We start from the raw sequence: 26,062 nt of genomic DNA, 5'->3' as shown, positions 1-26,062 counted from the left end.
CGTTTAACACATATTGTTTAAACAGAAATACGCTCTTTAAGGATATTGCATGACCCAAGCTAACGAATTGACCTACATGAGTTTAACTCAGGTTGCAGAGTACTTGTCGCTCGATGAAGACTCGGTCAGCTCAATGGCCAATGAGCGTATTTTGCCTGCCACAAAAGCTACGGGGAAATGGCTATTTCCCAAAATACTGGTAGATCGGTGGCTGATGGAATCTTGTCATAGCGGAATGCTATCTGATCGAATGCACATCACGGGCAGCGACGATCCACTACTGTCTATGTTGGTTGCTAAAACCATGTCACAGGTAGGTACCACTGAACTCATTAGCTATAGTTCAACAGGTTCAGGCTTAGGATTAGATGTATTATCTCAAGGGTATGCTGATATCTGTGCATTGCATTGGGGAAGCCTTGAAGACGATAGCCTGAGTTATCATGAATTATTAACCAGTTACCCAAATCATAAACAATGGTTGTTGGTGCATGGCTATAACCGCAAACAAGGGTTAATGATGCGCTCAGAGACGTTTGAGCAATACGAAGCCTTAGCAAACTCTGCCACCAATACCTCATTTAAATCATGGCGTTGGGTCGCTCGTCAAGCAGGCTCTGGTAGCCAACAACACCTAGAGCAATGGTTGTTAAAACAAGGTTTTAACTTCAAATACCTTAACTCTACCTTGGTGGCGCAAAGCGAACGGGAATTAGCAGGTTATATAGCACGACATAATGCAGATATCGGTTTTGGTTGCCAATCTGTAGCGCTTGAAAGCGGATTAAGCTTTGTACCGATTTTAACGGAATCCTTTGATTTAGTGATGCCACAGGGCATTTACTTTAGACGCCAATTGCAGCAGTTGCTAGATTTACTGCAACAACCTGAATCCATCAGACTAGCTGCCACGTTAGGCGGATACGACCTCACCAATACAGGCAAATTATTGTGGAACGGCCAAGAGTAACTTGCTGCTTGGCTATGTAAGACTTCTACTAATTCAATGCACAACGCAAACAGCAAAACTAAAAAGAGATGGCTAACTCATCCAGTGTTCGCCATCTTATTAGTCGTTACTTATCCTTAATTAGATGAGTTTAACCTAGCTTGAATCGCTAACTTCACTTCCTCTTGTTCGAATTGCAACTCTTGTTCTTCTTTGCTGCGCATCAAATCATTAAATGATGTTCTGGCTTCTTGCGCCAGTGTTGAAGCTGCAAGTTTAGACTCTTTAGCTTTTGCCGCGTCAGCGGTTAATTGTTGTAGCTGCTCGATAATATCATCGGGTGCATTCCCTAACTCTACACTCGACTCACCACGTGATAATGCTTCTCGACGTAACTGCTTTTTCAGCAACCATATTGCCTCATTGGCTGCTCGTTCGGCATTGGCAGCATCAATAGCATTGTCACGTAACAATTCAAAGCGCGCTAAGGCTTGGCCTTCTTTGCTCCAAGGATCAACATCGGGTAAATCAGAAATATTAATCACAGGGTCGACATAGTCATCTTGATGGCTTAAATCCAATGACGCGGCTTTAACACCTGAAATCATCAACATCACTGCAATAACAAGGAGCGGTAAACCACCAACAATTGCGGCAGTTTGCAAGGTAGCTAAGCCCCCCATAAACATCAAAGCAGAAGGCATAAAGGATAATGTAAACGCCCAAAATAATCGGTTCCAACGCATCGGATCTTCGGTCACATTGGTTTGTACTACTAAGGCTAAAATGTAGGAAATCGAATCGAACGTTGTCGCAGTAAAAATGATGCACAACAAAGTAAAGACTGCGATGACCACAGTGCTAAATGGCAGCTGTTCTAAAATAGCGAAAATGGCCCTAGTTGCCCCTTCGCTATTCAACAGGGCGACTACATCAAGTTGCCCAGATAACTGCAAAGACAAACCATAGTTACCCAATATAATGAAGTACATTGAGCAACCCAAAGAGCCAAAAAAGACTGCTCCGGTGATCATTTGCTTAATGGTTCTGCCACGAGAAATTCGGGCAATAAACAAGCCCATACTCGGCGCAAATACTAGCCACCAAGCCCAATAAAAAATTGTCCAATCTTGTGGGAAGTGAGTATCTTCAAAGGTGCCAAGGCCACCAAACGGCTCAGCCCATGTTGCCATAACAAAAAAGTTAGATAGCATTCGGCCAATGGAGTCTAGACCGGTTTCCAGCATAAAAATTGTTGGGCCACAAACCAATACAAAGACTAACAAGCCTAATGCGCCCCAAAAGTTAATATTACTGAGAATTTTGATGCCTTTATCCATGCCCATATAAGCTGAATAGGCAAAAATAGCCGTACACAACATCAACACACAAATTTGACTACCCGTTGTTGCAGGGATGCCAAACAAATAACTAATGCCTTCGTTAATTAATGGCGCTGCTAAGCCTAATGTTGTCGCTGCACCACCTAATAAACCAAAAATAAACAATACATCAATCACTTTACCAAGCTTACCAAAGCTATTGGCTTCACCAATCACAGGCATTAGTGCAGCTGACACCTTTAATACTGGCTGCTTGCGCACATAGAAAAAATACGCAATTGGAATCGCTGGGATCATATAAATACACCAAGCGATAGGTCCCCAGTGGAACAAGCCATAAGTCGCAGCCCAGCGAATTGCCTCTTCACTTCCCGCCGCTAATTGAAAAGGTGGGCTCTGGTAGTAATAGGCCCACTCAATGGTGCCCCAATACAAAATGCTTGCGCCAATACCACCACAAAACAGCATGGCTGCCCATGAGGCTAACCCAAACTCAGGTGACTCGTCAGGATCCCCTAGTTTAATCTGACCTATATCTGAAAAAACGATATAAATCATAAAGAAAAAAGCAGCAATACCTAGACCTAAATAAGCAAAGCCCAGTTTATCTGTCATAAATGTTTTAGCGATAGCAACCCACTGTGCCCCTTCAACTGGGAAAATAAGTAAAGGGATAACCACAGCAAAAAGTAATATCAACGCACCGAAAAAAGTCGGTTTATCAATAAGCTCGAAGTGTTTGTTCATTTTATTTGTCCGAAACAATAAAACTGATTAAGAGAGTCCACACCACAAGTGCTTCCCCGTGCTGCGAGACAGCCAGGTTGGTTTACTGTTTGAAGAGTTGGAATACTGTGCGTGAACCGTTTTCTATAAAACGCCAGGTCGTTTAATGTTTGTGACATTAACGGCAACACAGGCACGCTAAAATAATGTTAATCACGTAAACTGTCGACTAACTTATATTAACAATCGATTCAGATTGTGAGCGAGATCTCACCAAGATTTAAGGGTAACCATGTGCTGATTTAGCACGGTTATTTCCTGTACAAAAACCTACAAGATTTTGGCTGGCATTTGGTTATCTAGCAGGTAAAGAGAGTCATAGATTAACTAATCAATAGCACAATTAACTCAACATATTGAGAATAATAAAGCCCGATAAACTCACCACAAATTGCGGGGCTTAACGGGCTTATTGTGTTATCAGCTATGGATTACTTTGCCGAATCACCAATGTGCTTTTCTAAGAAAGCTAAAATCGCTTTGTTGGCCTCTAGAATATTTTCTTCATTATAAAAACCGTGTCCTTCTTTATCTTTAACTAACCATTCATAGGGATGGCCTTTTTCATCTAACGCCTCTTTAAGTGCTAACGCATGCTCAAAGTGAGCACGTTGATCATCCTCACCATGAATAATAAGTACTGGCGCGTTAAGTTTATCGACATTACGACTTGGAGACTGGGCAATAAGTTCAGCAGGGTTAGTACCGAGAGTTTTATTCAGGTAAGACCCTCCCCAATTTAATGTCTTAATATCCCCTTCATCAAACATCATAGGTAGGTCATAAACCCCTACGTAGCCAATTGCGCACTGATACATATCCGGCTCTCGAATTGCACTTTGTAAAGCGCTATAACCACCAAAACTCGCACCAAAGATGCATACACGATTTTTATCGGTCACACCGGTTTGAATCGCATAATTTAATGCCTGAGTTATATCATCTTGAATACCCGTTCCCCACTCGCCGTAGCCAGCTTCCATAAAGTGTTTTCCGTAACCATCAGAGCCTCGAAAGTTCACTTTAATGACAGCATAACCGGCATTTGCGAGCATTTGAGCTTGGGGATCGAATCGCCAATAATCTCGAAGATGCGGGCCTCCATGAGGCAATACCACTGTGGGTAAATTTTGTTTTTTACCGATAGGAAGGGTTAGGTAACCGTTTAGCACTAAACCATCAGAAGACTTAATTCGAAAAGGTTCTGTTTCAGCTTGCTGCTCTTTTTTAATCCATTGTTTGCTCGACAATAAATAACGTGCACTCATTGTGTCTGTATCGAATATATAAAATGAGCCGGGATTGCGGTCACTAGAAACACGCACCACCATTTGCTTACCGTCTTTTGTTTTACTGGTAATTTCGACACTGTCACCATTGAACGCTTGAATTAATGCTTTATGGAGTTTGGCTTCTTGGGTGTCAGGTTTAATAAAAATATAACTAGAATAGTCTTCATCTACTCTCAAACCATACACTTCGTTTAAATCAGAGCTAATAGCATAGGTAGGGTCAGCAATATCACTGCGGTACAAAAACGTTTCTTTTTGAGTATCTAAATCGTAGCGATACAGGCCTTTCGGTTTATTTTCTTCAGTTTTTAATGCGTAAACTGACTTATTATCACTACTAAAAGTCAGCGGAGTAAACTCACCGTCAAACTTTGTATTAAACACTTGCCAATCTTCTCCTTTACCCTCTGAATAGTACATTTTAGTGTCATGGTTTTTATCTACTCCCACAACAAACCTAGGCACACTATCATTATCAACTAAAAACTGGCTGTAAGAAATTGGCGCACGTTTAACTTTACGCTCCTTGCCTGTATAGACATTAAGTCTAGTCACTTCAGGCAGCACATCGCCATTTCGACTTAGCAAACGTTTGGTAATTAAGACGTGCTTGTTATCACCTTCAAGTTTATCCAATAAAAAACCACCGTATCCCGACAGCACAATACCTGGTTGAGATCGGATACCGAAAATCATTTTACGCTTACTGCCGTCATAATTAACGGCAAAGATTTCACCTAAATTAATCGGTAATTCTAATCTGCCACGGCTCTGTACCACTTGAACGATGACACGTTCATTATTGACCCAGTAATATTCTGCAGGTTGATCCCGGCCACTGGAATTGAGCGCAAAAGTAACTTCAAAGTTGTCGGTGCGTAAAAAGGCAAGTCTCTTTCGACCTTCATCATTCATTAAAACGGCTAAATGCTTGCCGTCAGGGGATATTTTTACATTATAGTAATCACTATGGCGTGAATAATCTTCAACAGAAGCGGCGAGACAAATATTTGAAATGCACAATAGCATTCCCCATATCATCAATTTGATGTACATCATGGAAACTCCTTTAATCCATCTCATAGAGACAGCTTTATCCTTAAAACCTTGAAGCGATATGGCACGAGAAGTAGATGAAATAACATTGAGGTAATGCGATATTCCCTAACTCCTTGGGATCATACTTCCTAAACATAGATAGTCATGTTTCAATTAATTTTGCAGCGATACTCACATTGATTCAATAGATTAGCTGCTATTTGGCATATTTAACCGACAAAACAACATCTCTCACTAGGCTAGGTTGACTCAATAGTTAATAACACTGGCTGAGTCATGACGGAATTTCCCCTGTTAATCACTGAATGCAAAAAGTGACGTCCAAATATTGAGGGGGAGTGGCAATGTTCATCGTTAAAAATTTGTAGTAAAATTGTGTCTGAGGACGACCTCAACCTGTTGAGCACCACAATCAATCACATCGAATTGATGAATTTGGTAAACAGGCTTCCATCCGGGGACGGCCCCTTCTGACTAACTTCCAGATAGGAGCCCATATGAGAATCTCTCATTACTTTTGCGTTATTGTTACCAGCCTTATTTTTTGCATATCCCCCACAACCTCAGCGAATGAAAGCCATATGGGCTTACATGGTATGACTCTATTTGGCGGAAAAGATGGCTTATTTGCCTCACATTTGCCTATGTATCACCATCCCCACAATGTACAAATGGTCATGCAATTTCACTTTGCCGATCCTGAAACTGATCATGCAATAAAGCAGCAGCTTGAAGCAATGGCGACAGCACCAGAGCAGCTTTGGACTATTGTACCCAAGCCTTTTGACTTAATGCGTCTCAGCCCTCTGGCAACCGACCCAATCGAACAACTGCAAGTTGATGTTGTAAAAGGTCACTTTGAGCGAGGAGGCATTAACCAGTTTTCTCAACAATCACTCATTATTGATCGCATCATTATGTTCACCGAATTAAGCATGAAGGCAGGGCAAGATAAGGCGCCAAATGCACAATATCGAGTCATTACACCAACTGAAGATAGCTCAAACCAATTCTTAGTTAAGGTCATTGAAAATCGTCCTGAAGCAGACCACTTGCTGCGAGTGATTCAACATGATTTCATTAGAACGACTCAAATAACCGTGCCACTCAAAGGTAAACTGCATCCTAGTCCAAAGGATTTAGCGGATCAGCTATCAATTCCCCTCGAGCACATCATTGAAATCTATCTAGAAACTGGCGAGTTACAGTAATGGGTTCATTATCGCTGGCAATCATTCAGCACCATCAGGCTGAAGGACCAGGGCGCATTTCTGACTGGTGCAAACTGTCGGGAAATAAGATCACCCGATTCATGGCGCCCGATGGTTGCTTGCCCGATCTAAACCAATTTGGTGGCATCATCATTTTGGGCGGCCCTATGGATGTAGAAGATAACCCGAGATGGATGCAAAAAGAGCGCTCTTTGATTCACTCGGCGATTGAAATCAACAAACCGCTAATCGGTATTTGTTTAGGCTCGCAACTATTAGCATCGGTATTAGGTGCTAAAATTTACCCACTTAAACAGGCTGAATTAGGTTGGTATGATCTCAGAGTTAATGCCAACGTAAGCTCAGCAAGTCTAGCGAACAAAAATTTGATTAATTTAGCCGTACCTCAATGGCATTATTTTGGGTTTAACTTTGATAGTCACTTAGCTCCGCTAACCCATAAATCGGTTGAGATAAAAGCCTACTCATCATTGTGCCCTCAGCAGGTGTTTCGGCATCAACAGCAATATGGCATTCAATTTCATCCCGAATGGGACGCTGTGCAACTGGCTTATTTACAACAAGCATTTAGTGAGCAGTGCCCAGAAGATTTATATGCTAAATCACGTATGAACGAACAGACACAGTTACAACACTGGTTTTTTAACTTGTTAGATACTGTGTTTCGTTCTGCAATAACGAGCGATGACTAAGGGTAGTAACGCTAATCGGGACAATACAGCGATAAGCTGATAATGAAAAAGGCGGTAACTGACTGTTACCGCCTTGTCGATACAAACAATGAATTCAATGCTGCAAGCTAACAATGATCAACTTAACAGTATCACTTCACTCCTATGTTATGTGTGGCGCTATGAAGCTGGACTTGAAGCTACAGTATTATTTACCACCTCAGATTCGGCACCATTCAATGGCATAGCCGTTTGAATATTAGCTTGTTTAATCGCTGCACGGGTTTGATCGGTCAAACTATTCTCGCCATTTAATAAATCGGTTAACGTGCCAGTGTCGCCATTCACTAACCCCAGCTCCTGTAACATGGCATCGACTACTGGCGCATTCGCACGATAGTTTAATGCTGCCGCTGTGATTTGTTCGGCTACGCCACCAGATTGTCCCTGCATGATTTGGTTACCATTTGCGGTTGCAGCGCCAGCGCCGTGGTAACCTTGTAAGATCTTAATGCCTTCAATGTTTTCTAGTGGTTTGACTGCATTAGCAACCACTTCTGGTAACGCTTGCAGTACAGCCAAGGATTTTTGCAGCTGAATTTGCTCATCTTTCAGAGTATTTTCTGCTTCATACAAAGCTTGTTTACCTGCCGCTTCAACTGCAAAGACTTTTTCATCCGCTTCGGCTTTTAACTTTTTAGCATCAGCATCAGCGCGAGCTTCAGTTAATATGGCTGTTGCCTTATCTTCAGCCGCTTGCTTATCTGCAGCGGCTTGCACAGTAATCCCAACGGCTTCACGTTCTGCTTCTTTTTTCGCATCAATGACTTCAATTTCTTTTTGACGATTTGCCATTGCCACTTGCTTGGCTGTGATTACGGCCTCTTCTTTTTCAACTTTACCCTTTTCAACATCTGCGGCTTTAGCACGTGCAGCTGACTCTTCTTCTGATTTTTCTGCTACCGCAATCTGCTTATCTTGTTCAGCGACTTCAATATCACGCTGCTGTTGAATACGAGCTTGCTCAAGGGCTTTTCTTTTAGCAATTTCACGGGTTTCAATGTCTTTTGATTTTTCAATTTCTGCCGCTTCAATCGCTTGCTCTTTCGCAATCTCAGCTTCGCGCTCTTCTCGCTGTTTATTTTCACGCGTTTTAGCAATTTCCGCTTTTTGCTCTGCACGTTTAAATGCCAAAATTTGCTCTTGGCTTAAACGAGCTTCTTCCTCTTCTTTTTGAATCTCTAAAGATTGACGCTCAGCCTCTAAATTCCGACGCTCAATTTTAACGCGGTTTTCTTGTTCAATATCATTGGTTTCTTTACGTTTTTCTTCAATGATTTTTGCAAGACGTGCACGACCTTCAGCATCAAATGCGTTATTTTCATTAAAAAATTGTAGGTCTGTTTGGTCAAAGCCAGTTAATGAAACAGACTCAAGTTCGAGCCCGTTTTTCTCTAAATCATTGGCCACATTTTGCTGAACCTTTTGGACAAAGTCAGCACGCTGCTCATGCATTTCAGTCATGGTCATTTCAGCAGCCACAGCACGAAGTACATCAACAAATTTTGATTCCATTAACACTTTAAGTTCTTCAACGCGCATGGTACGTGTACCCAAAGTTTGCGCAGCCATCGAGATGCCTTCTTGGCTTGGTGCCACACGAAGGTAAAAATCCGCTTTAACATCGACACGCATTCTATCTTTGGTGATCAGCGCATCTTTTTGTGTTTTCTCAACTTCGATGCGTAATGTGTTCATATTGACCGGAATAGTTTCGTGCAACACAGGTAAACACACTGTGCCACCATCTTTAACGACTTTCTCCCCACCTAAACCAGTTCGGACAAATGCAATTTCCTTAGTGGCTCTAATATAGAGTTTGGCAAAAATTAACCCTATGGTGATAAACGCCAACATTGCCACGCCAGACATTATTAAAATAAAGGTGGTATTTAACCCTGCAGATAATTCAATCCCTTCCATTTTCTTTCCTTGTATTACTACTATAAAAATCTTCGTTTCATGAATAAACGGCTAAATACTATCGAGTTTTGCTGCTATCCAAATATTATTTTTTCTATTCAGCAACACGACTTGGTCATGCTGGTTAAAACTTTCTTCTGCAAACTCTGGCGCGACCATCACGTAATGTTTCTGCGCATGTTGATCCACCAGCACCGCCTCTGCAGGACTGTTTACTCTGGCAGTGCCCACGGTAATCTTGGCCAATAAACCACTAAAACTAGTATTAGAAACGGCATGGGATTCATTTTTGGGGAGGATTTTTGCCAAAGGTCTACCAATGATGGATGTGCTGAGCAGACTCAGTACAAATACAATTGGAGCACTAATCATTGGGGAAAGTAAATTACTAGCGTATTGATAACTAATAAAATTTAAACTGTAGCCAATGAGTGCAAAGCAAGTAAGCAATAACACTAGCCAGATTAATAACGGTAACTTATTCAGGCACAGCCAACCAACTAATGGGGTCAGCCCAGTATTAGCCACATTAAGGTCGGCATCGACATCAAGTTCAACAGGAGAAAGGTGGTCTATCAGATTTGAAATGCTAAAGCCTATCACTAAGCCAACACCTTCTAACAGTGCAAGCATCAACACCATCGTCATCGCAATCGCAAATGGGGTATTGGCGTTTATGAGTAAAAAATCGAGCATGACTGTATTCCTTTACAGCTAGATTAATCACTCAACCTGGCAGTCATCCTATGCCAAGTTTATAAGCAATTAATATAATTAGATTATATCTGTCAAAAACAACATCACCTTAACAAAAACTTCCTTAGAAGTGAATTAGATTATCAGTCTTTGTGATGACCGACTTATTCGCACTGTGCTTGACCACTGGCATAGCAGCTAGGTTGTCGTGGGCATACTGCGCCACGAGAGCAAATCACTCTGGCATCGTTTTCTATACCACGTTCAATCCAATTAATATTCAAGATTTTAGCCACGCTAACCAGATCTGCTTTGATGTGTTTTGGAATGGCGACTAAGCCGCCGTTTTCAACACACGTTTGCTTTAAATCTTCGGTAATTTTTGCAGCATCTTTACCTTGCGCTTCAATGGCGGGGTTTAAATCTATCCCTGCACATAACACATGTGGATTACCCGCTGAATCATCGACTTTTATTGATTCACAACAGTAAATTCGCGGCTCATTACCTACATTTAATATTGAAATTTGAGCAGATGTTCCCGATGTCGGCTCGTTAATTTTCCTAAATACAGCCCAATGGTGGCAAGGGTCTTCAACTATGCGCATATTGCCCCAAGGCAGTGGAATACCATTACCGCGATAGACCGCTTTAAGCTTACCTGGTGCATAAGCATCAAAGTAATGCCAATGAGGGTAAGGAGAGACAACTGTCATTCTGCGCATGGCAACCGACGCCGACACCTGTAACTGTTTATGGATATCAATCTCGTAGCCGTGACGATCTAATAGCTGTCTGAATGGCACTTTAGGGCAGAGTAATGCCCCTGCAAAAAAGCTTGATTCAAAATCACGCCATGCATGCAAGATATCTTGGGCATTAAGTGTGTTTGACTGCACAGTTGCATCATCATCCGCCTCAACTCGACGCCCCGATGTCATGACACTTTTCAAGCCGTCTTTATTGTGGAGCACGCAATGACCAATGTGCACTGCCAAGTCATATTTAAGCCTTGGCGCATTGGATTTGAGCGCTTTATTGATAAAAATTGTCGCAGGTGGTTCAAAAAAAGAAGTGGTTAACCGAGAAGAACGAGCGCCAGTTTCATCTAACACTTCAGTCGGAACTTCATCAATCCATTTGATTTTAAGTCCCATACTCTTAGCAATGCTAAGCATCTCATCAGCACTTAGCGGCATCTGTTTTCTGCCAATTTCTTCAGCGGCGCGTTCTAAATCAGGGAAATGATTTTGATGGTGTTCTTGGTGTGCGCGAATTAATAACTGAGCAAACTGCCGACCTGATGTGCCCGTTTGTGACAGCATTTCAGGTATCGCGATTTGTAAAATGTCATTAGAAAATAAAAAGCTTGGTTCGAGTGGCATACCGCTAATACCGCCACGGCGTCCCTTTTCTGGGGTGATTGATTGCTCTTCTGGCATGTCATCTAAAAACCAATCGACATCTTTTTGGAACACAGTAGCAATCACCGCCAGCATACCAGCACTGGGCACTCTTTTACCTCGTTCTATCATTGATAGATATGACACCGAAGGCGCAGAGCTCGAATCTACACGTATACATCTGGCTGACAAGTCTTCCATTGTCAGATGATTACGTTTACGCAGATTTCGAATCTTTGTACCCAGGAAATGTGACTTTCTCATCAAGCTTTGTTCATTACGCATTTTGTAAAATTCACACTGTAAAATTTTTATTGTGAAATTGTAGTGAAAAATACACTAGACTACAAATTAAGCAATCGGGAAACAGTGTTCATCATTTTGATTCCCATTGCGACTAAGGCAATCGATAACAAAAGATGTAAGCACGGCCTAATGATATGAATATTTAATTAGCCCCGTGTAATGACCCAAGCGAAGAGGATAAGGTTATGACTATGACAACAATGCACACCAACACAGCCGCTCACAACCTTAACAGCTTCATTGAGGAACAATTTGTGGCAACCAGTACCAACGCAGACAAAATTAACAATGCAAAGGTATTTTTAGATGACAACTTCCCACTTACTGAAGGCTCACACGCCGATGTGAGTAGCTATGTTATTTACTACACTCATCTTCTAGCCTTTATGAAAGATGGCAGCCAATGTGGTTTACAGAACCCATGTCAATTTGTTGCTTTAACAGGTCATAAAAGCGAACCAACATCGATTGTACTTAAAAATAACGATACCCATGTTGAAGTCAGCTTTGACAGAAATGGCGAGTTAGGCTCGAAAGATCCTGCGCATATTGAAGATATTCAAGTGGCGCTGCCAATTAAAAACTTACCAACGCCATATAAACAATGGGTTAGTATGCTGCATTCTCGCTGCCTACCTACTGAAAGTAACTGCAAAGTATTTACTGCAAAAGATGGCACTGAATACGCCATGCATCAACGTTAATCAGCGCAATAAGCCGCTAGATTACATTGCACTCTCAAGGTCGGCATTATTGCCGGCCTTCTTGTCAGTGAATAAAAACGTCTTCTCCTGTCGCACCAACAATTAGCTAATAATGCACTAAAATAGCCGTACTCCTATCCTATAAAAAATTAACTTATTGATTAATATATTATTTAATAGTGGTCTAACTCTTGCGCGTTCTTATAGACGTTTATCATGCCTATAGGAATTTATAATGAATAAAGAACAAGTGGTTGAAGCGATTATTTTAGCGAAACATGCCCGCCAACTAAGTTGGCAAAATATTGCAGATGAGTTAGAAATGGGCTGTGTTTGGGTCACCTCAGCATGTTTAGGCATGAACAGCATGCCAGAGAACGTCGCTGATAAGTTGTGCCAGCTACTTGAGCTTCCTGCAGGTTCACAAGCTGCGCTCACGGCTTACCCGACCAAACAATGGCAACGTGATGTGCCACAAGATCCACTGGTCTATCGCCTCTATGAGGTGGTTGGTGTATATGGCGACACATTAAAAGAAGTCATTCAGGAACAATTTGGTGATGGCATAATGAGCGCCATTGATTTTTCAATGGATGTTGCAAAACAAACTGATCCTAAGGGCGATAGGGTCGTGATTACCATGAACGGTAAGTTTTTACCTTATAAAGCATGGTAATTAATCCTTGGTAGCCTGATAAAAGCTCAATATCGGGTTTGTATTAACGCAGTACTCTTGCTGCTGCGTTAATACAGACAAGCATTAAAGTCGTGCTTAATAAAATAAGGCTATCACTAACCCTAGAGCTAATAAGAAAGATAAACGCTGCCAAAATAAAATGGGGTCTTTATCAATATAAGGCGTGTGCTCACGTATTGATTTAGGGTGAGGATGTTTAAGGTTATAAATAAACTCCGATACTTCAGCAGTGCGTTTCGACGGGGACACTTCAAGGGCTTTTTCAAGGGCATAATCTACCCACTGAGGCACTGCGGCATTTCTACTTCGGGCAGGAACATAGCGTAAGCTTTGCTGCGCTTTTAACGTCGTTGCCTTGGCAACATCCACCCCGTAGGGCAGCTGACCAGTCAGCATTTGATAAGTTATTACCGCCAAAGAAAAAATATCACTGCGACCATCGCCAAGCTCGCCCACAAAATATTCAGGAGCACTGTATTGGGCCGTTCCCAAAATGTGATCATCAATCCCTTGAGTTTCAATGATTCCCGCAACAGCTGTCGCACCGAAGTCAATAATTTTGACCACACTTTCAGTGGTGATCATGATGTTTTCAGGGCGTAAATCTTGGTGCACCATCTCTTGTCTGTGCATAGCTTGTAACCCTCGAGCGATTTGAACCACTATCGTTCTCACTGAATCTAAATCGGGCTGTTCATGATCGTGGATCCATTGGGCTAGCGTGCAGCCTTCAACATACTCTGTTGCCGTGTAAAGGTAACCCTTAGGAACACGCGACTTAACAGGTTTTAATAAATGCGTGTTAGATACCCTTTGCGCTACCCATTCTTCCATTAACAAGGTTTCTAAGTGGTCTTCATTTTGGCGCATTTCATCAGAAGGAACCTTAATTGCTACACGCTGACCAGAGGCTTTATCTTGAGCTAGGTAAACTCGGCTGCGACTACTCACATATAGTTCACGTTGAATCACCACATCTTCGAATTCTTGGCCGCTATGTAATGGTGGCGGTAAAGGGAGTCGGTTCAATAACTGTTTGAACTCATTGACGTCTGGATCAGGTAGAGAATCTACCCGCACAATTTGAATACTCAAATTATCATCGCTACCAGCATCAAGCGCTTGCTGAACCAGTTCTTGCGCCACATTGGTTAAATCTCTGTTTTGCTCTAGTGCATCATTAATGGCATTGGCAATGGTTCTCGTGGTTAAAAACTCGTGCACACCATCGGTGGTCAATACAAAAATATCGCCCAAGTTAATCGAGCAGGAGTGATAATCACTATTGAGTAACGGGTTAATGCCTAAAGCTTGATTAAGGTAACTGACTTCATCGTCGACATAACGTCGATGATCTTCCGTTAATTGCTCTAAACTATTCCCGCTCAATTGGTAGATGCGAGAATCACCACAATGAAAAATATGTGCTGTATTTGATTTAAATACTAACCCACTAAAAGTGCAGACATAACCTTTATTCAAGTCATGACGATGCGGGCCATTTTGGCTTTGGGCATATAGCCAATGATTAAGTGCCTGCAGCACTTTAAGCGCAGACTTTTTAACTGACCAGGCTTCAGAAGTTGCATAGTAATCACTGATAAAATTACTTATCGCACTTTCACTGGCAACACCACTGACGTCACTAGAGCTAATACCATCAGCAATCGCAACCACTGCGCCTTTACTATGTATCAGGGCATTATCTGGTTGCATACTGCCACAGCAATCTTGATTGATTTGTTTTAGTCCACAAACGCTTTGTTGTGCAATGGTGAGTTTTAGCGAATTTTGCATTAAAGCTTCCTTGCCGCCACAACAATTACAGTGCCATTAAGGTAATCGTGTGACGGTAAGAACTCACTTAAGTGTCCAATATTAAGCAAGCTTTTCACGACGAGCTTCTGCTTGTTTGCGCTTACGCACTGGACTTTCTTTCACGTGAGTTAAATACAGCGGTAACCCAACAAGCGCAAATCCACCCACTAAATTACCCAATGCAGTAGGGATTTCATTCCAAACGAGGTAATCCATAACCGTAAATTCACCGCCCATGATCATTGAGAATGGGAACAAGAACATATTGACAATTGAATGCTCAAAACCCATGAAGAAGAACAGCATGACTGGCATCCACATTGCCATCATTTTGCCGCTTGCAGAAGTAGAAATCATTGCACCAACGACTCCCATCGATACCATCCAGTTACACAACATGCCGCGAATAAAAATGGTCATCCAACCTGCAAAGCCATGTTCTTGATAACCCAGAGTACGTGACTCACCGATGCTACTCACTTTCGCAGCGAGTACGCCACCATCAGTGTTATAACCATAGGTCAAAATAAACGATGCAAAGAAAGCAACCGTGAGGGCACCAGCGAAGTTACCCACAAACACTAGGCCCCAATTCCGCAGCATTTGGTCGACGGTACAGCCATTTCGTTTATCCAAAACCGCCAATGGCACTAAGGTAAATACCCCGGTTAACAAATCAAACTTCATTAAATACAGCATGATAAAACCAACAGGGAACAAAAGTGACCCCGTTAATAAGCTGCCAGTTTTAACTATCACTGTAATGGCAAAAAATGCCGCTAGACCTAAAATAGCCCCCGCCATAAAAGCACGAACAAATGTATCTTTCGTTGACATGAAAATTTTTTGTTCACCAGCATCGACCATTTTGGCTGCGAACTCTTTTGGTTCAATATACGACATAGCTTCACACTCCTAGATTTAATTCTGATCATGTTTTGCGAGTTCTATGCCACTATAAAAAAGTCAAATTAAACAACTTGTTAACATAAAGGTGTACCATAAGCTAATTAGCTAAAGCACTATAATAGTTCATTTTTTATTCACCCCGCCCTATATTGGAACGTCATCAAAGATCTCAATCAAGTTGTATTTATCCTTAAAGTTGAATGACTAAGGCCTAAAAAAGCGTGAAGATTGAGCCACTTGATTAAGCGGTTTTCCTTGGACAATTTCACCGCCCGAGTTCACTTCGGTGATAAAAAATGTCAGCGCTTCGCGTGTTTGAGATATCCCCTGTTTATCAGGATGCTTTATCGAGCTGGTGACTGTAATAGGGTATTCAAGTTGCTCAGCCGCTTTAATCAATACTAAGGTGTTATTGGTTATTTTGAAATCATGAGCAGATAACTTATCGGAGCTAACACTGATCTGATAAAAAGCGGCTTGCTGGGTTTTGTTACGTATTTTCAGTAAATAGCTATTTTCGATGACGGGGTTTGTTGGCTCAGTGCTGACAACACGATATAAACTTTGGCGATCTCGAATAACGTTAAGCTGTATATCCGCTCGGCTTTGTAAATCTAAAACAATCATGACGAGCATCACCACTAATGCACCCGCATAACCTAAGGCTTTTAATGACCACATTGACGGAGTGCGGCCCGTTTTTAGGGCGTTTTCACTGGTAAAGCTGATCAAATTGGGCAAATAGCCAAATTTACTCATCGTTTGATTGCAGGCATCGACACAGGCACCGCAGTTAATACATTCATATTGCAGACCATTTCGAATATCAATCCCTGTTGGACACACATCCACACAAAGATGACAATCAACACAGTCGCCTAAGCCATTGCTAGACTCTGTCGTTGCCTGATTCTTGATGCTTTTTTTATTACGTTTTCTCGGACCACGGTTTTCACCACGAGCAGCATCATAGCTAACGGTTTTAGTATTCGCATCGAACATCACTGCTTGGAAACGCGAATAAGGGCAACAATGTAAACACATCATTTCTCGCATCCATCCAGCATTAAGGTAAGTACATAGTGCAAAAAACCAAACCCAAACTCCTGTCCAAAAGCCGCTGCTAAAACTAAAAATATCCACATAAAGCGCCCTTGCAGGCATAAAGTAAGCCATAAAACCACAGCCAGTCACCAATGCCATTAACGCCCAAACAGTGTGCTTCGCAACTCTTTTAGTCACTTTATTCACTGACATTGGCGCTTTATCAAGGGCGGCACGGTGATGATGGTTACCTTCAACTTTTGCCTCTACCCACATAAACGCAGCTGTCCAAGCGGTTTGAGGACACATAAAACCACACCAGACTCTGCCGAAATAAACAGTAATAAAAAACAATGCAAATGCTGCGGCCATAAAAAACCAAGCAAGCACGGTAAAGTCTTGCGGCCATAAGGTGACATTAAAAAAGAAAAATTGCTGCTCTGTTACATCGAATAGAATGGCCTGACGGCCCTGGAAATTGATAAATGGAATAAGGAAAAATAACGCAATCAACACCGTATTAGTGTGCAACCTAAGACGCTGAAATATTCCTTGCTGCTCTCGCACATGAATCTTCCCCGAATCGCTAATATTGATAACTGGAATACGTTGCTGCTGCACAGCAGACGTGGCTTGTGATGGTACTTGTGATGGTACTTGTGATAGTGAGGGTGTTTGCTGACTCGCTATTGGCTCTGACATATCTAAGATCCTACTGCTCTAGTAACTTGCTTTCATTCGCAAAGCTAATAGAGCAAAACCTGAGCCAACCCAAAAATAAACCTAAAACACTGATTAATAGACATTTACCAATTTTTATCAAACAAAAAAGTCACGATATATCACGTTTCCGTGAAATATCGTGACTTTATCGTATCGACAGTAACTTAACGCTGTATGCCAAGCTTTTTCATTCTTGAGCGCAGCGTACTTGGCGGCATATTCAGCACTGCAGCAGCACCTTGTGGCCCTGAAATGCGCCACTGAGTATGTTCTAGGGTCTGCTGTATATGTTCTGCTTCTGCTTCAGCCATCGTTAGCGGTTGTTTAAGCTTGGTTTCATCGGCATGTTGCGAACCGCTAAGCGATAGGCTATTAAATTCTAGCACTTGATTTTGCGATAAAATAATCTCTCTTTCGATGAGATTTTGTAATTCACGCACATTGCCAGGCCAAGTATATTGCTGCAGCTTTTTTAACCCTTTAGCACTGACTCGAGTCACTTTTTTTCCGAGCTTTTGACTTAACGATGTGACTAAGTCACTAACTAAGGACGGGATATCCTCTGGGCGTTCACGAAGTGGCGGCACCACAATTGGAAACACATTTAGACGATAATACAAATCCATTCTAAACAAGCCCTGCTCAACCCTTGCCTGCAAGTCATGGTGGGTGGCAGCAATGAGTCTAATATTCACTTTAATGGTTTCGCTACTGCCAACCCGCTCAAAAGACTGCTCTTGAATCACTCTCAGTAACTTGGATTGTGCTTCTAAACTTAACTCGGCAATTTCATCAAGAAATAAGGTGCCATTATGCGCCAACTCAAAGCGGCCTTTCCGGCGACTTGTCGCTCCCGTAAAGGCTCCCTTTTCATGGCCGAATAATTCACTTTCCAGTATCGATGCTGAAAATGCAGCGCAATTGACACTCACCATGGGTTGCTCATTACGGCGACTTAATTGATGTAAGCTTCTTGCGACAAGTTCTTTACCTGTGCCATTTTCACCACAAATAAGCACCGTACTATCAGTATTAGCAACCAAATTAATTTGCTGAGTTAAATGGTTAATAGCGTCACTATGCCCTGACAAGCCCATTGCGCCTTGCTTGCCCTGCAACTCGGTTAGTAAATATTGATTTTCTGAGGCAAGCTTCTCTGATAATGCCTGTACTTGCGCAAGCGCTTCTCTCAGCGATGTTTCAGTGTGTTTTTGCACACTGACATCACGAAATATCGCTACCACACCAATCAATTTATCTTGGTCATAAACGGGAGTTGAGCTGTAATACACTGGAAAACAACTGCCATCTTTGCGCCAAAACACGTCCTCTGAAACCTGCCGCGCAATACCATCATGCAAGGTTCGATAGATTGGACAGTCATGTTGTGGATATGGGCTACCATCGGCATGGCTATGATGATGACAATCATGAATATTTTTGCCAATCAACTCTGCACTTTTCCAGCCAGTCATCTGCTCTGCAGCTGGGTTGATAAATACCGCATTACCGTTAAGGTCAAAGCCGTATACCCCTTCCGTGATGGCATTCAGGAGAAGGGTATTTTCAGGTAAAAAGTGACTGGTGGTGACACTGGTTTTTGCATTCATCGCTGATGGCCTCAACTTTCGTGATATCTAGCATATTACATTAGATCACGATATTTCGTTACATAAATGGGCTCTATTTCAAAAGATAGCTCGATAGATACAGTTGTTGACCAATTTTCACTATCAAATATCGTTCATCAGCCTGCATCTTGCTACAATAAGGCATCTGTATTTAGGCGATCACCATCAGCATGCAAATCTCTTCCACATTTAAACTATGGCTATTTATCGCCATGGGTTTGATTTGTTTAACACCCATAATTTCTTCTCCTATCGCCTTGCTGATGGGCTTTACATTGGCGAGTTTAGGTATGGTACCGACTCATATCGACTTAAATAAGCTCACTAAAAAACTATTAGCATACTCAATTGTTGGTTTAGGTTTCGGAATCAACTTACCTGAAGCAATTGCAGCAAGTAGCAACAATTTAGGGCTAATTGTCGGTTCGATATTTTTAACCTTAGTGTTAGGTTTTGGATTAACGATACTATTGAAACTTGATGATAAAACGGGTCATTTAATCAGTTGCGGCACCGCAATTTGTGGCGGTAGCGCTATTGCCGCCGTTGCACCAGCAATCAATGCTAAGAACGATCAAATTGCGGTATCGCTTGCCTGTATTTTTTTATTAAACTCAGCCGCGTTATTCTTATTTCCGACAATTGGTCATGCATTATCATTAAGCCAATATGACTTTGGTGTGTGGAGTGCGATTGCGATTCACGATACCTCATCCGTTGTGGGCGCAGCGTCAGCTTACGGTGACGAAGCTTTAAAAACGGCCACCACAATTAAACTGGCTCGTGCACTGTGGATTATTCCTATTGCGCTGCTCAGCGCGATTATCTTCGGTGGCGACAAGTCAAAAATATCTATTCCATATTTTATTGGCTTTTATTGTCTCGCCATAATTACGGCCTATTTATTTCCTCAGGGGCAAGCTGTTTATCAGGTGCTCTTTAGCGTTTCGAAGCAATTACTTATCGTGTGCTTATTTTTAATTGGTGCAGGTATCACCGTCAGTAAAATGCGAGCGAATGGGCCTAAGCCACTGTTATTGGGCGTGCTATTGTGGATTGCAATTGGTGGAATATCGTTGGGAGTGATTCTCTGGCAGAGTTAATCGCTTTTTAGTTGTTCATTGAAAAGTAAATTAAGTTAGGCTAGTTAAATTGGTCTCTTCAGCACTAAAGCCGACTATTGCTGCCAACAAATATTAATCACTCTTCTTCGTTTATCTCTTGCTGTATATAAGGTTTTGCCAAAGCCAGGGCGATTAACCCACCAAAAGCTAATAACTCAATTACCGCACGAGTAAGCCCAGAGGTTTGCACAGATGCCACTACTGCAATAATGCAAAGGCATATTATCGCAACAGCTTTAAAGGTCTTACTTTGTATCAAGGACATCATCATGGTCTCCAATTAAGTAGACCATTATCTAAATCCCAGTATTTCGCTGCCAATATCAAATATTACTATGTTATTCACATAATGACTTTTGCCCACTGTTACCAGGCTAGATAACGCATTAAGTCTTTTTGTCTGTGGCTATCCAAGCTGACACAAGCCTATGACTTACAATAGAAAATACGCAATAAGCTGTAAAATAATAAAAACCAATTTCGAATGAAGCAGTGGTTTTTAACATCTCTCCCATTCCAGCGGAGGCATTTCCAGCCATGTAGACAATAATTAATGCCACAACAAACACATCAGCCATCGACCATTTACCGATTGCACCGATAAACCGGTTCACCGCTGACTGATACCTTGCCGTAGCAGGAATACACATAGTCAACAGCAGTAATAATTTAGTGGCGGGAATGACCACACTAAATAAGCCAACTAGCCCAGCCACCAGCACGTTATTAGATAGGTAAAGTTCTTTCACGGTATCAACAATGCTGCGGGTTTTGTAAAACACCTCCACTTCGCCTTCGAGGTTATCAAAACCAAACATACTCACCGCCATGTCGAGCATGCTGCGGGCATTACCACGTGCTCCTTCAGATAAACTCTCGGTAAACATCGTCACGCCAGTTTCTACCAATTCAGCTTTCTCAATACTGCCTTGTATCGTCAAAATGGGTTGAGTGACTCCAGGGATCAGTAAAGCCAATGACAATATAATGACCAATGAGCTAAATAAGGGTTTCATAGGTACTCCAAGTAAATATCACAGCCAATCACATCAAATGAGGGAAAAATAGTACGTTAAACGCCATAAAATAACGGATCGCAACATTAAGTCCAGTGGCGACACCGCACTTTACAAAGTCGTATCCTGTTTAGGAAAGGTAATTAGTAGAAAGGACTTGGATCAACATCAAGTGAACGTGGTGAAATACCTCGTTCAATATGTAAATCTGACTTTTTCAAATCCACAAAGGTCACTTCGGTATAGCGTCGATGTTTTAATGAATAAAAACACTTAACGACAGGGTTTAACGCATCCCGCCCTTTTGACTCCCAGACAATGCCAACCCGCTCATCAGATAACTGAACTAAAGAACCTACAGGGTAAATGCCTACACAACGAATGAACTCGTAAACTAATGTTTGGTCTAGATGAAAAGGCGTCAAACTCATTAAAATTTTAAACGCTGCCGCTGGGCTCATCGCCTCTTTGTAACAACGAGTAGCCGTTAACGCATCAAAAATATCCACAATACAACTCATGCGGCCATGTTGAGGAATTTCATCACCTTTAAGGCCTTTAGGGTAACCCTTGCCATCTAGCTTTTCATGATGCATCAAGCACACATCTTTGCTCACCTGCGAAAGGCCAACGGTTTCATTCATGATATCAATTGCATAGGTTTGATGCTTTTTGATTTCTTCGAACTCTGCTTCGGTCAATTTCCCAGGTTTATGCAAGATTTTATTATCAACTTGAATTTTGCCTATATCGTGCAAAATGCCGCCGATAGCCATTTCTTTCAACAATGACTTATCTAAGTTCAAGTGTTTACCGAAAGTCACCAGTAAAAATGCGACATTCACTGAATGCTCCAGTAAGTAAGCATCTTTAGTTCTAAGCGCTGACACACATTTAAGAGCATCGGCATCATCCATCACCGATTCAATCATGTTATCGGCAATGTCTTCAAAAGGGGCAACTTCAACCGCTTTGCCTTCATAGGTTTCTGAAAGCACTTTGCGAACAAGGGTCTTTGCTTCGGTCAGGATATTTTTAGCTTGCGCTTGTTTGGTAGCTCTGGTGATAACCGGTTTACGCGCCTTTAACGGAGCAGCCTTTTTCTTCAAGCCACAGCTATCCGATGAGCGCTCAACGTCTACCCACACACTTTTAATGCCGGCTTTTTCTAATTTCGCAATCGAATCTTTATGTTTTATCTGGCCAGCATTACTGATAGCCACTTTGCTCTCTTTGCGATCGATAGCAACGACAAACATCCCGAGCCCTAAACGGCTAACGGGAATACGGATAACGTCTTTAGATTCTTCAACGGAGGACATTAACGATTAACTCTCCAAACGACAACCAAAACACCGACAAGAATGATAATACTTATGATGGAATTTAGTGACAATGTAACAATGTTAATGACATTTTATCTTGTCTCGACTAAATACTCCAAATTAAATGTTATATTTTGTATCACCTTTAAAATACAGTCGCTTAGCAGGCTGCTCTTTTTAAAAACCGCCGATACTATGATTATATTAGCATTTCAGATCACAGCATGAGCGGCTTGGCATTGACAGTTTTTGAACCCTTCATTAACTTAAGGCATAATTTACTAAAACGAATACCTCTCTTTATCATTTCACCTGTTTGAGATATCAACCTTTGGAGTCTTTGTTGCCTAGCCAAATTTTTTCTGAGCAATTTAGCCAGTTAATCGAAAAGCTAAACGCTATGAAGTTGGCCGTTGCCAAAGAACCTATTGTGCAAATATCTGTCGAAGCGAAGTCGATCCCGTTACTGTCATGGTTGGGCGCACAAACCCAATATCCACGTATTTATTGGCACGGGCGAGAAAAGCAGGAAGAAATTGCCGCTATTGGTGCCTGCAAAGATTTCAAACAAGAGCAAGAGATTGATGATGAGTTACTCTCAAGCTTATACCAATCTCAACGAGGTAAAAGCAGCAACCAAGATATCCGCTATTATGGTGGCGTTGCATTTGATCGTACCGTAGAGTGCTGGCCAGACTTTGGCAGAACACGTTTTGTCTTACCGCGTATTGAGTTACGTCGTCACGGTACAATTGTAAAATTACTCATTAACTTAGATTTTGAAAACAACTCGCAAGTTGATGAGTGCGATGCCGCGATTGATGCGATTAAACAACTTCAACCAGCAAAGCCATTATCGCCACCCAATAAACTGCCCCTAATGGGCCGCAGTGATTTGCCAAACTATCAACGCTGGAAAGAACTTGTAGAGCAAGTCACTCATCCCAAGTTTAATCAAACGACACCCAAAGTCGTGTTATCTCGACAAACTCAGCTTGAGATTAACGATGCGGTCGATCCTTGGATGGTGTTGGCCTGTTGGCAAGGACGTAACCCGAATAGTTTTCAGTTTGGGTTTCAGTTTAGCCCAGATAGAACGTTTATCTCTTGTTCTCCTGAACGCTTGTACTTACGCAGGCAAAAAGAATTATTTACTGAAGCACTAGCTGGCACAACTGTGCGTGGGCTCAATCAGGAAGAAGATGATTTTCTGGCTAAGCAATTACTCGAAGACACCAAAAACAGTTATGAGAACCAATTAGTCAGACAGCAAATTGTTGATGTACTTACGCCACTCAGTAACTACATTGGCGCAGACGAATCAGCTAAAATTTTTAAACTGACTCATATTCAGCATTTACACCGCTCTATTCGTGCTGAATTAAAAGCGGGCGTCAATGATTTTCAGCTGCTGCAAGGCTTACACCCAACACCTGCTGTCGGCGGACTACCAAAACAGTCAGCACTAAGCTTTATTCGTCAACGTGAAGGGTATAACCGTGGATGGTACGCTGGTGCTTGCGGTTATCTCAACAAATACGAAAGTGAATTTTCCGTGGCGATACGCAGTGCATTAATTGAACCTGGGCGCATTAATTTGTTTGCAGGTGCAGGCATTGTTGCAGGCTCAGATCCCTTAGCTGAGTGGCAAGAACTAGAAAATAAACTCGCGACTATTTTATCCATATTAGTGGAGCTCTAACCTCGCATATCATCGCTGACATTTACCTTTGTTGTTGCCAATTCATTTAGACTAACTCCATTTTATGAGCTTGAGAGTTGCATCTTATTTTTCGATCACTATAATGCGTCCTCCTTGGCAACAGCCGATAGGCTATGATTAAGCCAGTTTATGGCATATCACTAATCAGCTTTCTAACAATAATACTGCCATCCTTAATTCAATACGGGTTCCCTCACCCCGTCTAACCCAATAAAAAGGCTACAAGATGTTAAAACTATCTCAGGCGCAATGTCGCCGTGCACTGATGTTTCTAGTCAGTTTTCATATCATCATTATTTGCGCAAGCAACTACTTGGTGCAGCTTCCGTTTCAAATATTTGGTTACCATACAACTTGGGGCGCATTTAGCTTTCCTTTTGTATACCTAGCAACCGACCTAACGGTACGTATATTTGGCCAGAAAGCCGCACGGAGTATTATTTTTAAAGCGATGCTACCTGCGTTGCTGATTTCCTATGTGATGGGAGTTATCTTTCATCAAGGCGCATTTCAGGGCGCTGCATCATTAGTTGAGTGGAATCAATTTGTGTTCCGAATTGCTTTTGCAAGCTTTGTGGCCTATCTCGTAGGACAACTCATGGACATCACAGTATTTGCTCAATTACGTAAAGCAAAAGCGTGGTGGATAGCACCAGCATCCTCGACCCTTTTTGGTAACCTCGTTGATACTATCGTCTTTTTCAGCGTCGCCTTTTACGCTTCAATCGACGCATTTATGGCTCAACATTGGCCTGAAATTGCGATGGTCGATTATGGCTTCAAGTTAATCGTTAGCTTAGGGCTATTTTTGCCTGCTTATGGTGTTTTGTTAAAAGTGCTGAGTGATAAACTTATCGAGACACCGGCAGAAAATTTGATTTTGACTAACGAAACTAAGTCGTAAACATCACTTAACTGTCGATTAATTGATCAATGCGGCATTTTTCAATCAATCCTGCCCGCCAACTGGTACGATGAGATATAATAATCCAGTGTTTATTCGCTGCTAACCAAGATTCAAAAAGACTTTCACAGTTTTCAATCATTTGCTAATACATCGCAAAAGGTAAATTGAAAGCACGTGAAGGTCTCTTTAATAACAAGTCTACTCACCTTGAAGTAACTTGCTGTATTAAGGTTCTCAGCCCTGCGGAAGATAAAATGTTAAATATCCAAATCGAAGCTCATACAGAGCTTTCAGCTGAAGTGTCAGAAAAACTGGCTTTATTAATGTCTCGTATTAGTGAGCTCGATCGCACTCAAAGTGCCGAGTCGCTTGTTGAACGCATAGGTGATAAGCCTAGTTTAATTCTATTTGCTTATGTTGAAGGCGAATTAGCGGGCTTTAAATTAGGTTATCAGTCTGAAGAAGATTGCTTTTATAGCTGGCTAGGTGGTGTTGATGCAGATTTTCGTCAACTTGGTTTAGCAAAGTCTATGCTTGAATATCAAGAAAAATGGGCAAAAGCACAAGGCTATACTCGCCTAGAAGTGAAAACCCGTAATCAGTTTCAAGCCATGCTAAATATGTTGGTAGCTAATCAGTACCAAATTACGCAAGTTGAAAGCCACCCTAGCATCGACAAAAACAAACTTCACCTTCAAAAAGTGCTATAAAACAAACATTT

21 protein-coding genes are annotated in these 26,062 nt (G+C 41.8%); 9 read left to right on the top strand and 12 right to left on the bottom strand.

The window, feature by feature from the left end; all coding sequences use genetic code 11:
• The first annotated feature begins 49 nt into the window (after window positions 1-49).
• A complete protein-coding gene (locus SJ2017_RS00495) occupies window positions 50-970 on the top strand; it encodes a helix-turn-helix transcriptional regulator (protein ID WP_055025863.1) in 921 nt (306 codons plus the stop codon).
• Between the two features lie 116 nt (window positions 971-1,086).
• Here SJ2017_RS00495 and SJ2017_RS00490 read toward each other — a convergent pair whose 3' ends face one another.
• Entirely contained in the window at window positions 1,087-3,039 is a 1,953-nt protein-coding gene (locus SJ2017_RS00490) for a BCCT family transporter (protein WP_080914543.1), read from the bottom strand.
• Window positions 3,040-3,509: 470 nt separating this feature from the next.
• Window positions 3,510-5,429 carry an alpha/beta hydrolase family protein gene (locus SJ2017_RS00485; RefSeq protein ID WP_244899748.1) on the bottom strand — a complete coding sequence of 640 codons (1,920 nt, stop codon included), beginning with the start codon at window positions 5,427-5,429 and terminating at the stop codon, window positions 3,510-3,512.
• Window positions 5,430-5,926: 497 nt separating this feature from the next.
• On the opposite strand from SJ2017_RS00485, the gene SJ2017_RS00480 reads away from it, so the two are divergent.
• Window positions 5,927-6,640: a hypothetical protein gene (locus SJ2017_RS00480; protein ID WP_156003096.1), complete on the top strand. Its 714-nt coding sequence runs from the start codon at window positions 5,927-5,929 to the stop codon at window positions 6,638-6,640.
• Window positions 6,640-7,353 carry a type 1 glutamine amidotransferase gene (locus tag SJ2017_RS00475; protein ID WP_080914541.1) on the top strand — a complete coding sequence of 238 codons (714 nt, stop codon included), beginning with the start codon at window positions 6,640-6,642 and terminating at the stop codon, window positions 7,351-7,353. The genes SJ2017_RS00480 and SJ2017_RS00475 overlap by 1 nt, the downstream gene beginning before the upstream one ends.
• A 159-nt stretch (window positions 7,354-7,512) precedes the next feature.
• On the opposite strand, the gene SJ2017_RS00470 is transcribed toward SJ2017_RS00475, so the two are convergent.
• The 3 genes from SJ2017_RS00470 to SJ2017_RS00460 form a co-directional block, all read right to left on the bottom strand.
• On the bottom strand, window positions 7,513-9,264 hold the full coding sequence (locus tag SJ2017_RS00470) for a flotillin family protein (protein WP_408005087.1): 1,752 nt from the start codon (window positions 9,262-9,264) through the stop codon (window positions 7,513-7,515).
• A gap of 102 nt (window positions 9,265-9,366) precedes the next feature.
• Window positions 9,367-10,011, bottom strand: a complete 645-nt coding sequence (locus tag SJ2017_RS00465) for a YqiJ family protein (RefSeq protein ID WP_080914539.1) — start codon at window positions 10,009-10,011, stop codon at window positions 9,367-9,369.
• A gap of 164 nt (window positions 10,012-10,175) precedes the next feature.
• Window positions 10,176-11,699, bottom strand: coding sequence for a DUF3612 domain-containing protein (locus SJ2017_RS00460; RefSeq protein ID WP_055025857.1), 1,524 nt, complete (start codon window positions 11,697-11,699; stop codon window positions 10,176-10,178).
• 206 nt (window positions 11,700-11,905) lie between these two features.
• On the opposite strand from SJ2017_RS00460, the gene SJ2017_RS00455 reads away from it, so the two are divergent.
• Window positions 11,906-12,424, top strand: a complete 519-nt coding sequence (locus SJ2017_RS00455; protein WP_080914538.1) for an aldolase/citrate lyase/malate synthase family protein — start codon at window positions 11,906-11,908, stop codon at window positions 12,422-12,424.
• 235 nt (window positions 12,425-12,659) lie between these two features.
• Window positions 12,660-13,100, top strand: a complete 441-nt coding sequence (gene cynS / locus SJ2017_RS00450; protein ID WP_080914537.1) for a cyanase — start codon at window positions 12,660-12,662, stop codon at window positions 13,098-13,100.
• A gap of 96 nt (window positions 13,101-13,196) precedes the next feature.
• On the opposite strand, the gene SJ2017_RS00445 is transcribed toward cynS, so the two are convergent.
• The 4 genes from SJ2017_RS00445 to SJ2017_RS00430 all read right to left on the bottom strand — a co-directional run bounded on the left by SJ2017_RS00445 (window position 13,197) and on the right by SJ2017_RS00430 (window position 19,225).
• The gene (locus SJ2017_RS00445) at window positions 13,197-14,918 is read right to left on the bottom strand and encodes a bifunctional protein-serine/threonine kinase/phosphatase (RefSeq protein ID WP_080914536.1); all 1,722 of its coding nucleotides are present in this window, start codon (window positions 14,916-14,918) and stop codon (window positions 13,197-13,199) included.
• 81 nt (window positions 14,919-14,999) lie between these two features.
• Window positions 15,000-15,842, bottom strand: coding sequence for a formate/nitrite transporter family protein (locus SJ2017_RS00440; RefSeq protein WP_065110285.1), 843 nt, complete (start codon window positions 15,840-15,842; stop codon window positions 15,000-15,002).
• 210 nt (window positions 15,843-16,052) lie between these two features.
• Complete coding sequence (ccoG, locus tag SJ2017_RS00435; protein WP_080914535.1) at window positions 16,053-17,594, bottom strand: cytochrome c oxidase accessory protein CcoG; 1,542 nt, start codon at window positions 17,592-17,594, stop codon at window positions 16,053-16,055.
• Window positions 17,595-17,779: 185 nt separating this feature from the next.
• Window positions 17,780-19,225, bottom strand: coding sequence for a sigma-54 interaction domain-containing protein (locus SJ2017_RS00430; RefSeq protein ID WP_080914534.1), 1,446 nt, complete (start codon window positions 19,223-19,225; stop codon window positions 17,780-17,782).
• Window positions 19,226-19,416: 191 nt separating this feature from the next.
• Here SJ2017_RS00430 and SJ2017_RS00425 point away from each other — a divergent pair, with 191 nt between their 5' ends.
• Window positions 19,417-20,349, top strand: coding sequence for a YeiH family protein (locus tag SJ2017_RS00425; protein WP_055025850.1), 933 nt, complete (start codon window positions 19,417-19,419; stop codon window positions 20,347-20,349).
• A 97-nt stretch (window positions 20,350-20,446) separates the two neighbouring features.
• Here the strand turns inward: SJ2017_RS00425 and SJ2017_RS00420 are convergent, their stop codons facing one another.
• The 3 genes from SJ2017_RS00420 to SJ2017_RS00410 form a co-directional block, all read right to left on the bottom strand.
• Entirely contained in the window at window positions 20,447-20,641 is a 195-nt protein-coding gene (locus tag SJ2017_RS00420; protein WP_167692871.1) for a hypothetical protein, read from the bottom strand.
• Window positions 20,642-20,756: 115 nt separating this feature from the next.
• On the bottom strand, window positions 20,757-21,386 hold the full coding sequence (locus SJ2017_RS00415; RefSeq protein ID WP_080914533.1) for a paraquat-inducible protein A: 630 nt from the start codon (window positions 21,384-21,386) through the stop codon (window positions 20,757-20,759).
• A gap of 143 nt (window positions 21,387-21,529) precedes the next feature.
• A complete protein-coding gene (locus SJ2017_RS00410) occupies window positions 21,530-22,708 on the bottom strand; it encodes an HD-GYP domain-containing protein (RefSeq protein WP_055025847.1) in 1,179 nt (392 codons plus the stop codon).
• Window positions 22,709-23,054: 346 nt separating this feature from the next.
• Here SJ2017_RS00410 and SJ2017_RS00405 point away from each other — a divergent pair, with 346 nt between their 5' ends.
• The 3 genes from SJ2017_RS00405 to SJ2017_RS00395 all read left to right on the top strand — a co-directional run bounded on the left by SJ2017_RS00405 (window position 23,055) and on the right by SJ2017_RS00395 (window position 26,051).
• The gene (locus SJ2017_RS00405; RefSeq protein WP_372038179.1) at window positions 23,055-24,413 is read left to right on the top strand and encodes an isochorismate synthase; all 1,359 of its coding nucleotides are present in this window, start codon (window positions 23,055-23,057) and stop codon (window positions 24,411-24,413) included.
• A 247-nt stretch (window positions 24,414-24,660) separates the two neighbouring features.
• The gene (locus SJ2017_RS00400; RefSeq protein WP_080914532.1) at window positions 24,661-25,338 is read left to right on the top strand and encodes a 7-cyano-7-deazaguanine/7-aminomethyl-7-deazaguanine transporter; all 678 of its coding nucleotides are present in this window, start codon (window positions 24,661-24,663) and stop codon (window positions 25,336-25,338) included.
• A 257-nt stretch (window positions 25,339-25,595) separates the two neighbouring features.
• A complete protein-coding gene (locus tag SJ2017_RS00395; protein ID WP_080917327.1) occupies window positions 25,596-26,051 on the top strand; it encodes a GNAT family N-acetyltransferase in 456 nt (151 codons plus the stop codon).
• Window positions 26,052-26,062: the final 11 nt, after the last annotated feature.

Origin of the sequence: Shewanella japonica (assembly GCF_002075795.1) — a bacterium.
GTDB classification, from domain to species: Bacteria; Pseudomonadota; Gammaproteobacteria; order Enterobacterales; family Shewanellaceae; genus Shewanella; species Shewanella japonica.
Note: the sequence above shows the minus strand (reverse complement) of the source record. Positions and strands in the feature narration are given on the sequence as shown.

Bases quoted from the DNA above. Each gene is read 5' to 3' on its own strand.
- SJ2017_RS00495 (WP_055025863.1), top strand. From the start codon at position 50: ATGACCCAAGCTAACGAATTGACCTACATGAGTTTAACTCAGGTTGCA.
- SJ2017_RS00490 (WP_080914543.1), bottom strand. From the start codon at position 3,039: ATGAACAAACACTTCGAGCTTATTGATAAACCGACTTTTTTCGGTGCG.
- SJ2017_RS00485 (WP_244899748.1), bottom strand. From the start codon at position 5,429: ATGATGTACATCAAATTGATGATATGGGGAATGCTATTGTGCATTTCA.
- SJ2017_RS00480 (WP_156003096.1), top strand. From the start codon at position 5,927: ATGAGAATCTCTCATTACTTTTGCGTTATTGTTACCAGCCTTATTTTT.
- SJ2017_RS00475 (WP_080914541.1), top strand. From the start codon at position 6,640: ATGGGTTCATTATCGCTGGCAATCATTCAGCACCATCAGGCTGAAGGA.
- SJ2017_RS00470 (WP_408005087.1), bottom strand. From the start codon at position 9,264: ATGTCTGGCGTGGCAATGTTGGCGTTTATCACCATAGGGTTAATTTTT.
- SJ2017_RS00465 (WP_080914539.1), bottom strand. From the start codon at position 10,011: ATGCTCGATTTTTTACTCATAAACGCCAATACCCCATTTGCGATTGCG.
- SJ2017_RS00460 (WP_055025857.1), bottom strand. From the start codon at position 11,699: ATGCGTAATGAACAAAGCTTGATGAGAAAGTCACATTTCCTGGGTACA.
- SJ2017_RS00455 (WP_080914538.1), top strand. From the start codon at position 11,906: ATGACTATGACAACAATGCACACCAACACAGCCGCTCACAACCTTAAC.
- cynS (WP_080914537.1), top strand. From the start codon at position 12,660: ATGAATAAAGAACAAGTGGTTGAAGCGATTATTTTAGCGAAACATGCC.
- SJ2017_RS00445 (WP_080914536.1), bottom strand. From the start codon at position 14,918: ATGCAAAATTCGCTAAAACTCACCATTGCACAACAAAGCGTTTGTGGA.
- SJ2017_RS00440 (WP_065110285.1), bottom strand. From the start codon at position 15,842: ATGTCGTATATTGAACCAAAAGAGTTCGCAGCCAAAATGGTCGATGCT.
- ccoG (WP_080914535.1), bottom strand. From the start codon at position 17,594: ATGTCAGAGCCAATAGCGAGTCAGCAAACACCCTCACTATCACAAGTA.
- SJ2017_RS00430 (WP_080914534.1), bottom strand. From the start codon at position 19,225: ATGAATGCAAAAACCAGTGTCACCACCAGTCACTTTTTACCTGAAAAT.
- SJ2017_RS00425 (WP_055025850.1), top strand. From the start codon at position 19,417: ATGCAAATCTCTTCCACATTTAAACTATGGCTATTTATCGCCATGGGT.
- SJ2017_RS00420 (WP_167692871.1), bottom strand. From the start codon at position 20,641: ATGATGATGTCCTTGATACAAAGTAAGACCTTTAAAGCTGTTGCGATA.
- SJ2017_RS00415 (WP_080914533.1), bottom strand. From the start codon at position 21,386: ATGAAACCCTTATTTAGCTCATTGGTCATTATATTGTCATTGGCTTTA.
- SJ2017_RS00410 (WP_055025847.1), bottom strand. From the start codon at position 22,708: ATGTCCTCCGTTGAAGAATCTAAAGACGTTATCCGTATTCCCGTTAGC.
- SJ2017_RS00400 (WP_080914532.1), top strand. From the start codon at position 24,661: ATGTTAAAACTATCTCAGGCGCAATGTCGCCGTGCACTGATGTTTCTA.
- SJ2017_RS00395 (WP_080917327.1), top strand. From the start codon at position 25,596: ATGTTAAATATCCAAATCGAAGCTCATACAGAGCTTTCAGCTGAAGTG.